This window comes from Gammaproteobacteria bacterium (genome assembly GCA_035546635.1).
Classification (GTDB): Bacteria; Pseudomonadota; Gammaproteobacteria; order JAURND01; family JAURND01; genus DASZWJ01.
Genome location: DASZWJ010000046.1, coordinates 149111 through 163715, shown reverse-complemented (window position 1 = coordinate 163715; position 14605 = coordinate 149111). Strand labels below are relative to the sequence as shown.

The window sequence follows — 14605 nt, the reverse complement described above, 5'->3', positions numbered from 1 at the left end:
AGAAGGTGCCCGTGAGGGCGGATGAGGGGTGAGTTTGGGTTGGCTTTACTATAGCAAAAGCCACTGCAAGCTTACCTCTCATCCGCCCTGCGGGCACCTTCTCCCACAAGGGGAGAAGGAAAAAAGTCATGGCTGTATAAGAGCCGCATTAAACTTTGAAGTGCGATATTCTATGACCGAAAAGACCTTCAATCGTGTCGCCATTATTGGCAGGCAGCGTCAGGAAAATTCTAAAGAAACTTTCAAAGCGCTTTATGAATATTTAAAAACCCGTGGTTATAAAACGGTATTTGAACGCGAAACTGCGCCTGAGTTATCTTTAAATGCGGATGAACGTATCTCTCAAGATCGCTTGGCTGAAGCCTGTGATATTTTGCTGGTGGTGGGGGGAGATGGTAGCTTGCTGCATGCAGCGCGCGTCGCGATAGATCAGTCACTGCCGGTAGCCGGTGTTAACCGCGGACGTTTGGGATTTCTGACGGATATTTACCCGCACCAGTTTGCTAAAATAGAACAACTGCTTAACGGACAGTATCATGAAGAACAACGTTTTTTATTAAACGGATATATTCAACGTCAAGCGCAGGTGACAGTTGCTATTCCGGCTTTGAATGAGATTGTGTTGTCAGCTGGCAATATCGCGCATATGGTTGAATTTAGCATTGCTGTCAATGGCCAAAGCGTGTGCGAAATGCGTGCGGATGGTTTGATTGTAGCGACTCCCACAGGTTCTACCGCTTATGCACTTTCTGGGGGTGGTCCGATTTTGCATCCTGGTTTGCATGCGGTGGTGTTGGTGCCGATGTTTCCTCATACTTTAAGTAATCGTCCAATTGTACTTGATGCTGATAGTCGCATCTCCATCTGCATACCGGAAAATAATGAGGCAATACCTTACATCAGTGGCGATGGACAAAAACGTGTGCCAATTTCTCCGGGCGAAACTTTGATTATAGAGAAAAAATCCCAAACGCTGCGTCTTATTCATCCGCTGGATTATAATTATTTTGAAACGTTGCGGTCTAAATTGGGTTGGCAGGGGAGTGCAGTACCTTTGAATAAATGAGGTAGTGCCTCATTGAAAATAAATATCAAGATTCGCACGATTCAAATTATCCGTATAAATCATCGTATCATGAGATTCTTTATTGTCCTGGCAGACGTAAATAATATTGGTTAAGTCCTGGGTCGTAAAAAACAGCGGATAAGCCAAGCAGGTGCCAAATGCAGCGCGTAAGGTATTATCAACTCGTTTTGAGTACGTGGTTTTCAAAAAGGGTGAAGCGATGATGTTAAAGATAGCCACACCCCCGGGTTTCAAAGCGTGTTTCAAATCCTGAAAATACTGCACGGTTAATAGCTGACTTGGGATATTAGCAATGTTGCTGAAGGTATCTGAGACAATGGCATCAAAACTGTGCGGATGTTCTTTCACAAAACGGCGCGCATCAGCGGCTATAAAAGTGCCATTGATTGGTTTTAAGAAATGTTGCTCGACGATAGGATAAATGCGCGGCTCAATATCCACATAGGTAAAGCGGTTACCGTAAGTATTTTCTGCCGATAAGGTAAAGCCACCTGCGCCTAGTACTAAGATATCTTTATTTCTTAATGCCATATGTTTAAATAAAATATTTTTGATCGTTTCTATATAGGGAAACCCCTTTTTTTGTGCAGATAAAAACGAACTGTGTGAACGATTAATGGATAATATCTTACCGGGTTGGCCATAAACCTGTTCTTTTTGGACTTCATAGTTACCATAAGGTGTAGTTTCAACAAACATACGCGTTTCTATGCCGCGATTTACAACATACACTACAAATCCCAGCATGAGTAAAACCAAAATCATAATCAGTCGCTGTGGCGTAGGTGTGATGAGTAGTATTAAGCTCGCCAGAATCAGATAATTAATAATGACAGTCCATGCGACACCGAGAAAATTCATCAACAATACTGTAGTTAAAACTGCACCTAAAAAAGAACCAATCGTGCTTAAAAATAGGACTTTTCCACCCAGGGCGCCCACCGTTTGTGCAGGCAATAGATTCATGGTGATGGGTACAGTTTGACCCAGAAGATAAGTAATTGGGGCAATGATAAGCAACAGATAAATGACTAATATGGCGAGTAGATTGACTTCTAAATGTCGGCCGACGGAGAAAAATGTATCGATAAAAAGAAACGATAAGCCAAGACCAATGCCAATGGCTGCTAGGAAGAAATTGCGCTGCAGGGCTTTAAATAGGTTTTTATGCTGACGGCCGCCTGCTTGATAACCGTAGGCTAAAAATAATAAGAAAATCCCAATGATTAAGCTGGTGATGATAATATTGTTGCCAACCTCGGGCAGCAATTGACGAATGGCGAGAATTTCTACTGAGATCGTCACAAAGCCTTCGAGTAAAATAATCACTAAGATATAAAAAGGAGATACGCTTCTCTGTTCCATAGAGCACCTGGTTAAATGATTGGGTTTGTCGCAATGATTATACATTTTTTGAGATGCGCTGATGGTATTGCTTCTCATTAAACTAAAACAAGTTAATCTTGCCTTGTTCCATTTCAATTCTTGCCCTTAAATTACTTTTGAGTTATTTTTCGTACCCTATAGGGACAGATTAGCCTTGTTAGCAACTAGGACAATAAGCCTATTCAAAAATGGCTGTAGTAATAGATAGCCCAGCATCATGTTATAAGCGATTAACAAGCTTTTTTCGAGAGTTCAATATTGATACGGCTACCATAGCGCGTTTGATATTTAAGTGGGGAATTGATGATAGTGGCTACCAATCAAAACCCGAAGAATGCAATCGCGATTTATTTGCGACGCTGGGAAATTGAATCTTTATTTCAAAATCTCAAAAGGTTCTCGTATAAGTTAGGTAGGTGAAGCGCGTGACTTCGGGTCATCCTTTTCTCCATCACTCATCATCACTGTATGGGTGTCGTATGCTGAAGGATTAATACCATCGTCATCATCTTTCTGTCTCCAAAAGCTAGTTTCTGGCGCGCTATAAGCTCTGGAGCGGGATAAACTGTAAGAGCTGGACGCGCTTGTGGAGCTATATGAGCTCGAAGAGCTAGAAGAGCTGCTTGTTGCATACTTGTTTTCATCAGGTTCTTTAAGTGGTCTTTTGAGAATATAGTTGGCATAGTAATGATTCATGTCCTGTTGGCATTGAATAATCCAAGGTGTATCTTTGGGATTTATTTTCTTAACGGTGCTAAGAGACATGTGCATTTCTTGCAACAAAAGTATAAAATTATCTAACTTTTCTGGATTTTTAAGTAGGTCATTTATCCATTCTGAGTCAGTTGTTAGTTTCTTTATGGCCATAAACGCTGCGCGAAGCAAAAATCCATTATCCACGAGTTCATTAGATTGAGTTTCTAAAACAGTGGCTATTAGATTGTTGCTTGAAAGGTATTGATTGGCTCCGGGTAGATACCCTTGTGTGGCATACAGTTGAACCAATCTTGTTAATTCTTGAATAGAGTCCTGATTAGCATCTCTTACAGCTATGTAAAAGGATTGGCTAATAACGTCATGGGTAGCTTCTTTAAGAGTTTCCCCCCAAGATACCTCTTGAATAATTTTTTCTATTCTCGCAATAGCCATTGCTGCGGCTTTATCAAGGGGTAAAAAATTAGTTTTTTCTTTCTGTTCATAATCTGACATATTATATACCTAGAAGACAAGATTTGGTTGTTGTATACAAATATTTTCGCGATCCCTCAAGAAAGAAGTGTGATTGATACAATAAAAATTAGTGTAACGTGTATTCTTTATTTTACTTTTTTATAATTAAAATTGTATTAAGGGCACCTCTAGAAATTAGAAATTTTCGCTCAAGACAAGGCGGATTAGATTTTAAACCTGCGTTTATACGGGAATAAATGAGGATTTTAAAATCTAATCCAACGCAGTATTGAGCGAAAAGATCAATTTCTAGAGGTGCTCTTAAGGCTAAGCCAGTTAATATGAGTCAATTCGGCCCTGTGAAAAGTGCCCATTCTTTAATATAGTCTTAAGATTCTATTGATAAAATCCTATTAAATTTTTAAAAATTATCGATTGAATAATGCTCGATTTTGCAACATTTGTTGTTAAAAATGCATAAATTTTATATAAAAATAACATTTTAGTTTGCAGTCTCTTTTCTAAGAAGCAGAGAGGAGAAGGTTGACAAGGTGAGTATTGCGAAAATTTTAGCATCTAGAAGCGAAGTTGCATAAACTGTTTTTTTGGAGAGATCCCATGCGTTTTAGTTTAAAAATAATCACCTTGCTTTTTTCAGGAGTGCTTTTGTTAGTACCCTCTGTTAGTCAAGCACAGTACGATATAGGTCCTCCTATGGGGGGGGGTGGCATTGATTGGGATCTTTTTGGACTATACACAGAAGCTTATCAAGCTTTGGGCATAAGCTTTAGTGAACTTCCCAATATGACTGAGGAAGAAAAACGCAATACGATAGACCAGTATTTGGCTAAAAATGAGCAGTTATTTGAACAGTATATGACAGAGCTTTACGGTTATGTGGAGATATTAAACGGAATACAGAATAGTACCGATGCAGTAGACTATGATGAAATCGCGCAACAACTGGGTCTAGAGCCAGGGGTATATACACCGGATGAAATTCTTCAGCGACTTAATAAAATTAAAGATCAGTATTATCTGGTGCGACAGGGTCAAGAGAGCGCCAATGCATCGGGTATCACCACGGGACAATATATGCGATGGCTGATGGGCTATGTTGCTCGTGATGGTGTCTATTGTAATAGCTATCCTCACGCTTCTTATGGGGATCCATATAACCCTTCCCCGGAAGATTTCTACAGCACAGATAAGGTCAGCTGTTTAAGCGATCTTAGGAATCTGCCGGACACTATACTACATGCGCCACCGGCGAATCCTAATCCGCCAACACCGCCTACACCCCCGGAACAGTTGGAATCTGATACCTCCGATGTGGGTAAGGGACTCCTAAATAATCTGCGTATGCAGATCCCATCGCTGGTAAGGCTGGTTTTCGCCATGAGCTATACCATCGGTGTAGTGTTTTGTATCATCGGCATGATGAAGCTGAAACATATTGGTGAGAATAGAGGCGCCAGTATGTCCCATACTGGGGGATTGGTTGGTGTGATGGCTTATATGATTACGGGCACGGCGTTGATTTACTTGCCTTCCAGTTTGCATATGACCACAGGGACATTTTTTGCACTGGGAGGGGATTCTTCGGCATTTGCTTATTCAAGTGAGGCTGCAGCGGGTATGAGCTTTGATAACCTGGTGGCTGTGGTGGTGGATATTGTGAAGCTGGTGGGTTTGATCGCCTTTGTGCGCGGCTGGATCTTGTTGTCTAAGGTGGGTAGTCAGTCATCGCATGGCACGATGGGTAAAAGCCTGGTGCATATTGTAGCGGGTATTTTGGCGGTGAATATTGTCACTACATGGGAAGTGGTCAGAGCAACGTTTGATTATGCGTGGTAGGAATTTCTTGCAGCCTTGATTTTCCTCTTACAGCCGTGGCTTTTTCCCTTCTCCCATCCCGCAAGGGGATTCCCTTCGGTCACAGACGGGAGAAGGAAGTATGTATTTTTTTATTATTAGAGAATATACCGACTCAAATCTTCATTCTTCAATAAGCTGGTGAGCTGTTTATTCACATACTCTGCGGTAATATCCAACATTTCTCCGCTTCTATCGGTTGCTTCAAAAGAAACGCTTTCCAATAAGCGTTCCAAAATAGTGTACAGCCTTCTTGCGCCAATATTTTCTGATCGTTCATTGACCTGAAAAGCAATTTCCGCAATGCGTCTGATGCCATCTTCAGTAAAATTCAATTTAAATCCTTCAGTGCCCATTAATTCAGTGTATTGCGTGACTAAAGAGGCTTGCGGTTCGGTCAAAATACGCGCGAAATCGTCAGTCGTCAGGGCTTTTAATTCAACTCGTATAGGTAGCCGGCCTTGGAGTTCTGGCACCAGATCTGAAGGTTTGGATAAATGGAACGCACCTGAGGCAATAAATAAAATATGATCGGATTTCACCATGCCATATTTAGTGGATACGGTTGACCCTTCGACTAATGGCAATAAGTCGCGTTGCACGCCTTCGCGGGAAACATCAGCGCCGCCATATTCGCTGCTGCGGCGGACAATTTTATCGATTTCATCCAGAAACACGATGCCATTTTGCTCGACACTTTCTATAGCTAGTTTGCGTATCTCATCATCGTTAACCAGTTTGGCAGCTTCTTCGTCACCCAATTGTTTGAGCGCATCTTTGATTTTCATCTTGCGCTTTTTGGTGCGTTCACCTGCCAGAGTTTGGAACATACCTTGTAACTGGCTGGTCATTTCTTCCATGCCGGGAGGTGCCATGATTTCTATGCCTACCTGAGCACTGACTTCAATTTCGACCTCGGTTTCATCTAATTGGCCTTCGCGTAATTTTTTGCGAAATAATTGCCGAGTGGCGCTGTCTTCTTCTGTTGCTGCTGCTTTACTGGCGATGGTGGAGCGCGGCGGTGTGAGTAGCACATCGAGGATGCGTTCTTCGGCGATCTCTTCAGCGCGGCTGCGCACTTTTTCCATTTCGCTTTCGCGTACCAGTTTGACTGCCACATCGGCTAGGTCGCGGATGATGGATTCTACATCTCGGCCGACGTAACCGACTTCAGTGAATTTGGTGGCTTCCACTTTAATAAAAGGGGCTTTGGCTAATTCGGCCAGGCGGCGGGCGATCTCGGTTTTACCGACCCCTGTGGGACCTATCATTAAGATATTTTTGGGGGTGATTTCTTTAGCCAGTTCGGCGGGCAACTGCATGCGGCGCCAACGATTACGCAGGGCGATTGCCACGGCTCGTTTTGCTTCATCTTGGCCGATAATGTATTTGTTTAATTCTTCGACAATTTCACGCGGGGTCATGGTGGATTGAATATCGATGGAAATCTGTCTATGTCGTCTTTGTGCCATTTTATATTCTCGTATTTAAAGTTATTTAGCAGCTTCAGTGGAAAGTTCTTCGATCACAAAATTTTTGTTGGTGAATACGCAAATCTCGGCTGCGATCGTCAAGGATTTTTCAACAATGTCACGAGCGCCTAGGTCAGTGTGGCGTGCCAGTGCTCTGGCTGCTGATTCAGCATAAGCGCCACCGGAGCCTATAGCCATGATGCCTTCTTCCGGTTCAATCACATCGCCTAGGCCAGTGATAACTAGAGAGGATTTGGCATCAGCCACAGCTAATAATGCTTCTAAGCGTCGTAGGATTTTATCGGTGCGCCAGTCTTTGGCTAATTCCACAGCAGCGCGGGTTAAGTTGCCGGCGTGTTTTTCTAGTTTTGCTTCGAATAGTTCCAGTAAAGTAAAAGCGTCAGCGGTGCCGCCGGCAAAACCGGCGATGACTTTGTCATTATATAAGCGTCGCACCTTTCGGGCATTGCTTTTCATGACCATGGATTTACCCATAGTCACTTGGCCGTCGCCACCGATAACAACGCGGTCGCCACGCCTTACGGAGAGGATGGTGGTGCCTCTGAATTGTTCCAAGGGGAGTCTCCTGTGGTTTGAGTGCGTTTTATGTATATGGTGAGTCTGTGTGGGTATTTCAAGGTAGGAGTAAGTAAGTGGGAGTAAGTAACTACCAGAGGGTCTTTTTTTTGTGGATGAGAGCATTGTTTAAGCACTGTATCCCCTCTCCCCTTGTGTGCATACCCTAAGCCTTGTGGGAGAGGGGGTTACGGGGCTACAACTACTGTTTAACTACCATACTTGAAATATTATTCTCACGTAATGTTTGCTGCTTTTCTAAAGCTTGCTGTTTTGTGGAAAATGGGCCAGCAAATATTCGGTTCCACACCTCGCCATCTACTGTGGATTTTTGAATGCTCACACTTAAACCCAACATAGACAGCTGTGCTTTGAGGCGATCTGCCTCGCTGTAATTTTTAACAGAAGCCACCTGTAACATATATTTGCCCGTGTGATTGGGAATTGCTTCAGAGGGTGTGGTGGGCTTTGTTGTTGTGGGAGGGGCTTCTAAAGTAGAGGTGGTGTCGGCTGTGTGTGATGGAGTAGGTGCAGTAGGGGTATTGGCAGCTTTAGTTGGGCTAACGGCGTTAGTGGTGGTTGGCACAGTTGCGGGGGCTATGGGTTTTTTGGCAACAGGTGTTTGTGCGGTTGGGGTTGGTGTAGTACTGCTAGCATCGACTTGCGCCTTTGGTAATAAGGTATAAAAATCAAACTGTGGTGTATGGGATTGGCCGGCAGTGCTGTCAGCTGTGGGATGGTCTTTTTTGATAGCCGCATGATGAGATTGAATTGGCGGAAGTTGGTGTTTGGACGCCTTGGCATGTAAGAGACTGGGTGCGTATTCCCAAAAAATAGCAATGGCTATCAGTAGCCCAACTAAAATACCGATGAAGGTCCATTTAAACCCGCCGGCAGTATTTTTGGGCGCAGGCTTAGTGTAGCGTTTGGATGGACGGGTTGAATGCGTTCTGCGGTAGTCTCTGGCCATAATTAGTTTTCACATTGTGGTTTGGTTTGTGTCTAGGTTAGGTATTTTGTTGCTGATTAATCACGATCCCATTCACCCTAAGTTGCTGGTTTTTATAAAAAAGATCTAAAATATAGCTGTTATCCTCGGGGATTAACCATTTCTTTAGTATCCATTGGTCAATTTGCTGTTTGGCTTGTTGTAAAGGTTCTGCATTGGGATTGGCAGAACCGTTAGGAACGCCGGCAGAAGTAGTCATTGCCCGTAACATGGCGCTATTACCAAAGCTGGTTAAAAATTCCGTTAACATGGCATCGGGTATCTTTAGATGCGCTTTAGCATCTAAATTGTGCAAAAAATCTGCTAGATTCGTTGTGGTGGTGGACTGCGGTTTTATCACCATTTGCATATTAGCGATGAGATTACCTGAAGCGAGAACTAGGTTCAATTTTTCAATATTCACTTCCAGTCCTTTGTTTAGCAGTATCATGAATAAATCATTATAACGTAGAAGTTGCGTGGGTAAGAGGGCTTCTGTGCGATTGATTTGCGTGAGTTCTTTGCGTAATGCTAACAAAGTGGGCACATCCAGATTGTTAAGAGATAATTTAAGTTGTTGTGGCCCATAAGCATTATTATCTACTACCACTTTATTCAAAATGGTATTTAATTTGTAGGTCATTTTTGCGCTGTTTTCGGCGCTTTGTGATTGCATAGTCAGGCCGTTTAACTGAATCTGAGATTTATGATCTATCGTCTCCCAGGAGGCGTCGCTGATTTTGGTGGTTCGCCAACCTAGGTATAAGCCACTTGGACTTTTGCGTAAGCTGAATTGTTCGCTTAGGTTATTAATTTTCTGTAAAAACTCTGTGGTGGTAATGGTTCCCTCGGGGACATCAATGTTGGCATAGATTTGATTGAGATCGGATGAAAGTAATAGCGTCGCAGTCAAACCATTTACGGTAGCATTGATGTATTGAGCGGAGTTGACTAGATGTAATTCTGGGGCATTTATAACGCTTAATAATGAACCATCCAATTCTACGAAAGTGATGGAATCCATATTGCCTAAGGCGGTTTTGACATTACTTTTAACGACAGCTCTTCCGAATAGAAAGCGTTTTTGTCCAGTCTCTGAAACGATGCGTAAAAATGGACCATGTTGTATATGTTGGTTAAGCGTAAACTGGATGGGGGCGCCTTTGGTTTTTTCATTGCCTAACCAGCGATTGATCTCAAGCAGGCTGGGTTGGGTCAACGTTACTTCTACAGCGGCATCTGAATGAAACCAGCCACGTTGGTAATTAAGAAGTTTCATCTTGACGTGTTCGGATTGGGATAGGGATTCTAGGATTGCGGTGTATTTGTGTTGTACGGCAAATCCCATTCCCCAAGGTAATAATAGGGTAAGGCTAGCGATGATGATTACTAGACAGATTGCAATCCAGATTAGCCATTTTTTCATTCGGTTACCTTTTGACGGTGCCACTAGGCGCTTTTTAGACAGTGAGTTAGGGAGAGGGCTTAAGTGAAAACGCTGTGAATACGTCCATGTACGCTCCATTGTTTCATCCATGAAACAAAGGTTTCACTTAAGCCCTCTCCCTAACTCACTGTCTAAAAAGCTCAGTTGAGTGCCATTTAAATCGTATTTACTTCATGATATTACATCATGTTTGGCGCAGTTAGCCCCAACAATGTCAAACCATTATGCAATACTTGTCGTGTCGCGGTTATTAGGGACAGGCGCGCGTTTCTTAGTGCGGCATCATCCACCAGAAAAGAATGTGCATTATAATAAGCATGGAAATGATTGGCTAATTCTTGTAGATAATGTGCAACAATGCCGGGTTCGTAGGCTGTGGCTGCGGTCTCAATAATTTCAGGATAACGTGACAGGCTGTTTAATAGGTCTTTTTCGTGGGTGTTATTTAGAAGATGCACTGACGCTTTACCTTGGACGCTGTCCCACTGCCATTGTTTTTGCTGTAATTGTCTAAACACACTGCAAATGCGTGCGTGCGCGTATTGAATATAATAAACCGGATTATCACTGGATTGTGATTTGGCGAGTTCCAAGTCAAAATCCAAATGTTGGTCGCGTCTTCGCATGATGTAAAAGAAACGCGCGGCATCATTGCCTACTTCGTTGCGCAGTTCGCGTAAGGTCACAAATTCACCGCCGCGGGTGGACATAGACACGCGGGTTTTGCCGCGGTAGAGAATGGCGAATTGTACTAATAACACTTTGACTTTATCGACATTTTCTCCCAAAGCGGTAACCAGCGCGCGCAAACGTGGAATGTATCCGTGGTGATCGGCGCCGTAAATATCTAAAAGTTCATCAAAACCACGTTCTAATTTATTTAAATGATAACCCACATCGGAAGCAAAATAGGTAGGTTGGCCGTTTTCGCGCACGACGACGCGGTCTTTTTCATCGCCAAAATCTGTGGAGCGAAACCAGGTGGCGCCGTCTTTTTCATAGAGATAGCCGCTTTGGCGAAGTTTTTCTATGCCGCGGGTAATATCACCGGTGGTGTGTAGCTGGCTTTCTCGAAACCAGGTTTGGCAGCTCACGCCAAATTGCAATAAATCATCATGAATGTCCCGTAATATGCTATTTAAACCGTGCTCAAATACGACGGCGAATTCTTTTATGCCAAGGAGTTGTTCGGCGCGAGTGATTAAGCTGTCAACATAGCTTTCTTCTGTGGTTTCATCATCTGGAGGTAGTTGCGCATAAACCTCAGCTGCTGGTTTGTAAAAACGTTCGCCAGCTTGTATTTTCAGTTCTCGGGCGATTTCGATGATGTAATCACCTTTATAGCCGCGGCGCGGAATAGTGATGGATTCACCAAACAGTTCTAGGTAACGCAGCCAGACACTGACTGCCAAAATTCGCATTTGCCGACCTGCATCATTGACATAGTATTCGCGATGTACCTGGAATCCGTAGGCTTCGAGTAAATTGGCGCAACTGGCACTGAATGCAGCTAGGCGCCCGTGTCCTACATGCAGTGGTCCAGTTGGATTGGCGGAGACGACTTCCACATGTATACGCCGTCCAGCGCCTTGATTGCTGCGTCCGTAATCCTCTGCTTGAGCTAAAATCAGGGGGATAACTTGCTGTAGTGTGGAATCAGCAAGAGAAAAATTAATAAATCCCGGTTTCGCTACAGTGACTGCTTCGACACCCTCTATTTTTGGTAAGTGCGCGACGATATCGTCAGCAAGTTGTTGTGGGTTTTGCTTACATTGTTTGCCAAGAATTAAAGCGATATTGCAGGCAAAATCACCGTGTCGTGGATCACGTGCGCGTTCTATTTGTATTGAGACGTTGAGGTCAAGCGGGAGTTTGTTGTCATTTTGTAATGCCGCAATGCTGTTTGCAATAGCAGTTTTAAGTTGTGTTTTCATGGGGTTAAGGCTCAAGTGGCAGGTTTTTGTATAGGTTAGGATAAAGGTTCATAGGCGTCAACCTAGACCATTAAATAATCTATGACAATCTGGCATAACAATTCTGCTGCAATTGGTAAAATTGCGTCGTTAAAATCATAGCTAGCATTATGGCAGGATGCGGTATGGGTGCCATTGCCAATAAAAAAATAGCAGCCGGGTATTTTTTCCAGATAGAAGGCAAAATCTTCAGAGGCGCGTGCGGGTTGCGGCTTGATTCGTACTCTATCATCGCCAAGTAAACGACGCGCAGTGGCAAATACCTGTTGTGTTTCTGTCGCTGTGTTCATGGTTGGAGGGATATAATCGATTAGACTGACTTCGGCGGTGGCGCCATGGGCTTGTGCTAGGTTTTGTACTAGGGCGGTAATACGTTGTTTGGCTGCTTCTCTTTGTTTTATGCTAGCTGTGCGTATCGTGCCGCCAAGGATCGCTGTTTCTGGGACGATATTTCTGCTGGTGCCGCTGTTGAATTCTGTGATGCGCATCGTGATGGGATCGCTGTTAGTAGATAGTTGCTGATTAATGATGGGAAAAGTTTGTGCAATAGCGGCACCAATTAAAATCGGGTCTATATTGTGTTCTGGGGTGGCGGCATGGCCACTTTTACCACGAATGGTGATAACTATATTGGTATTGCCGGAAAGCGCACTGTCAAAGCGCGTGACGACTGTGCTTGTTTCGATGCCGGGATGATTATGCCAGGCGAATATGGCATCTACTTTGGGATTTTCTAGCACGCCGGCCTTAATCATTGCGGGTGCTCCCAGTTTGCAGGCTTCTTCAGCTGGTTGAAAAATCAGTTTTACTTTGCCGCGAAATTGATTTTTGCATGCGACTAAAGCAGAAGCCGCGGCGAGTAGTGTTGCTGTATGTCCATCATGACCGCAGGCATGCATTTTGCCTGGTTGTTGTGATTGATAGGATAGGTGGGTTTGTTCGCTTATGGGTAATGCGTCTAGTTCTGCGCGTAAAGCGACGGTTTTTCCGGGATGGCCTGAGTCTATTACGGCGACTACGCCAGTGCCGGCTAGTTTGATGGGAGTCAGCCCTAAAGCTTGCAATTCATGTACAACGAGGGCAGCTGTTTGCTGTTCTTCAAAACCGAGTTCTGGGTTGGCATGGAGGGTGTGGCGGATGGTGATGAAATGCTTAGCGTTTGTGGAAATGCTATTTCTGAGCTTACTGCTATTTTCGGTCATGTTCATATGGCTGATACCTTGTTCAAAGAAAGGATACACTTTTGAAAAAATCTGAGTTAGCACTGTTTATTTTTAGGCGTGACTTACGTCTTACGGATAATACGGCATTGCTTGCAGCCTGCAAGGAATATAGTCTGGTTTTGCCGTGTTTTATTTTTGATCCGCGGCAGATTGGCGGCAGCAATCCTTATAAAAGTGTTAATGCCATACAGTTTATGGTTGAGTCGTTGCAGGATTTAGAGCGACAGTTAGCGGATAAAGCAGGTAAGCTGTTTTTATTTTATGGAGCGCCTGACCAGGTTGTTATGCAGTTGCTTCGGTCTTTGCCGATTGAAGCTGTGTTCATCAATGCAGATTATACGCCATTCAGTCAGGAAAGAGATGGATTGCTGGAAGCAGTTTGCCGTGACCATAAGGTGAAGTTCAGCGTGTTTGACGATGCGTTGCTAAATCCACCTTTTGCTATCACTAAAAGCGATAAAAGTTATTATTCGGTATTTACGCCTTATTGGAAATCGGCAAGTAAAGTGCAAGTGGCGCGACCGGTGCAGTTAAGAAAAGCGCATTTTTTTATTGGAAAAATTAAACAGGCATTGGGAATTGCGATCTATCATAAAGTTTGTCCTGTGACGAATACTAACCTTTACCAGTCGGGTGGTCGTGCGAATGCTTTGGCGATTTTGGCAGTCTTGGCCAAATTTAAAGATTATACAGCGCATCATGATATAGCAGCTTTGGAAAATACTTGCTTGTCTGCTCATCTGAAATTCGGAACGGTTTCTGTGCGTGAAGTGTTCCATGCAGTGCAGCAGGCATTGGGAGAAAATCATCCATTATTGCGGCAGTTATATTGGCGTGATTTTTATACGCAAATTGCTTTTCACGCCCCTTTTGTGTTTGGGCACTCTTACCAGAAAAAATATGAAAAACTCTGGTGGAGTCAGGATAAAAGCGCTTTTGAAAAGTGGTGTACTGGAAAAACAGGCTTTCCCTTGGTAGATGCTGGCATGCGTCAATTAAATCAAACTGGATTTATGCATAATCGGGTACGCATGGTGGTGGCTGCATTTTTAACCAAGGATTTGCATATCGATTGGCGCTGGGGGGAGCGTTATTTTGCGCAGTATTTGTTAGATTATGATCCAGCAGTGAATAATGGCAATTGGCAATGGTGTGCTTCGACAGGTTGTGATCACCAGCCGTGGTTTCGAATTTTTAATCCATGGTTGCAGCAGAAAAAATTTGATTCAAATTGTGATTATATTAAACGTTGGGTTACGGAGTTGCAGGATATTGAACCTTCGATTATTCATCGCTGGTACGATGCAAAAAGTCCCGCGATCAAGGGGTACCCGCGACCTATGTTGGATCATGCTACAGAGAGTGATTTGACGAAAAAAATATTTAGAGGGCAATAATAATGAGAAAC

Annotated in this window: 12 protein-coding genes; 4 read left to right on the top strand and 8 right to left on the bottom strand. The window is 43.5% G+C overall.

Features of this window, described 5'->3' with window-relative positions:
* Positions 1 to 160 precede the first annotated feature (160 nt).
* Positions 161 to 1066 carry an NAD(+) kinase gene (locus VHE99_12900; GenBank protein ID HVV69906.1) on the top strand — a complete coding sequence of 302 codons (906 nt, stop codon included), beginning with the start codon at positions 161 to 163 and terminating at the stop codon, positions 1064 to 1066.
* Positions 1067 to 1075: 9 nt separating this feature from the next.
* Here VHE99_12900 and VHE99_12895 read toward each other — a convergent pair whose 3' ends face one another.
* On the bottom strand, positions 1076 to 2452 hold the full coding sequence (locus tag VHE99_12895) for a fused MFS/spermidine synthase (protein ID HVV69905.1): 1377 nt from the start codon (positions 2450 to 2452) through the stop codon (positions 1076 to 1078).
* A 209-nt stretch (positions 2453 to 2661) separates the two neighbouring features.
* Between VHE99_12895 and VHE99_12890 the strand changes: the two genes are divergently transcribed.
* Positions 2662 to 2844: a hypothetical protein gene (locus VHE99_12890; protein HVV69904.1), complete on the top strand. Its 183-nt coding sequence runs from the start codon at positions 2662 to 2664 to the stop codon at positions 2842 to 2844.
* A 37-nt stretch (positions 2845 to 2881) separates the two neighbouring features.
* On the opposite strand, the gene VHE99_12885 is transcribed toward VHE99_12890, so the two are convergent.
* Positions 2882 to 3682: a hypothetical protein gene (locus VHE99_12885; GenBank protein ID HVV69903.1), complete on the bottom strand. Its 801-nt coding sequence runs from the start codon at positions 3680 to 3682 to the stop codon at positions 2882 to 2884.
* Positions 3683 to 4261: 579 nt separating this feature from the next.
* Between VHE99_12885 and VHE99_12880 the strand changes: the two genes are divergently transcribed.
* Positions 4262 to 5500: a hypothetical protein gene (locus VHE99_12880; GenBank protein HVV69902.1), complete on the top strand. Its 1239-nt coding sequence runs from the start codon at positions 4262 to 4264 to the stop codon at positions 5498 to 5500.
* A gap of 116 nt (positions 5501 to 5616) precedes the next feature.
* Here the strand turns inward: VHE99_12880 and hslU are convergent, their stop codons facing one another.
* The 6 genes from hslU to VHE99_12850 all read right to left on the bottom strand — a co-directional run bounded on the left by hslU (position 5617) and on the right by VHE99_12850 (position 13182).
* On the bottom strand, positions 5617 to 6942 hold the full coding sequence (gene hslU, locus VHE99_12875; GenBank protein HVV69901.1) for an ATP-dependent protease ATPase subunit HslU: 1326 nt from the start codon (positions 6940 to 6942) through the stop codon (positions 5617 to 5619).
* A 69-nt stretch (positions 6943 to 7011) separates the two neighbouring features.
* Complete coding sequence (gene hslV, locus VHE99_12870; GenBank protein HVV69900.1) at positions 7012 to 7566, bottom strand: ATP-dependent protease subunit HslV; 555 nt, start codon at positions 7564 to 7566, stop codon at positions 7012 to 7014.
* 202 nt (positions 7567 to 7768) lie between these two features.
* Positions 7769 to 8536, bottom strand: a complete 768-nt coding sequence (locus VHE99_12865; protein ID HVV69899.1) for an SPOR domain-containing protein — start codon at positions 8534 to 8536, stop codon at positions 7769 to 7771.
* A 37-nt stretch (positions 8537 to 8573) separates the two neighbouring features.
* A complete protein-coding gene (locus VHE99_12860) occupies positions 8574 to 9980 on the bottom strand; it encodes a YdgA family protein (GenBank protein HVV69898.1) in 1407 nt (468 codons plus the stop codon).
* Between the two features lie 200 nt (positions 9981 to 10180).
* Entirely contained in the window at positions 10181 to 11935 is a 1755-nt protein-coding gene (argS, locus tag VHE99_12855; protein HVV69897.1) for an arginine--tRNA ligase, read from the bottom strand.
* Between the two features lie 62 nt (positions 11936 to 11997).
* On the bottom strand, positions 11998 to 13182 hold the full coding sequence (locus VHE99_12850; protein ID HVV69896.1) for an amidohydrolase: 1185 nt from the start codon (positions 13180 to 13182) through the stop codon (positions 11998 to 12000).
* Positions 13183 to 13217: 35 nt separating this feature from the next.
* On the opposite strand from VHE99_12850, the gene VHE99_12845 reads away from it, so the two are divergent.
* Complete coding sequence (locus VHE99_12845) at positions 13218 to 14594, top strand: deoxyribodipyrimidine photo-lyase (protein ID HVV69895.1); 1377 nt, start codon at positions 13218 to 13220, stop codon at positions 14592 to 14594.
* Positions 14595 to 14605 lie beyond the last annotated feature (11 nt).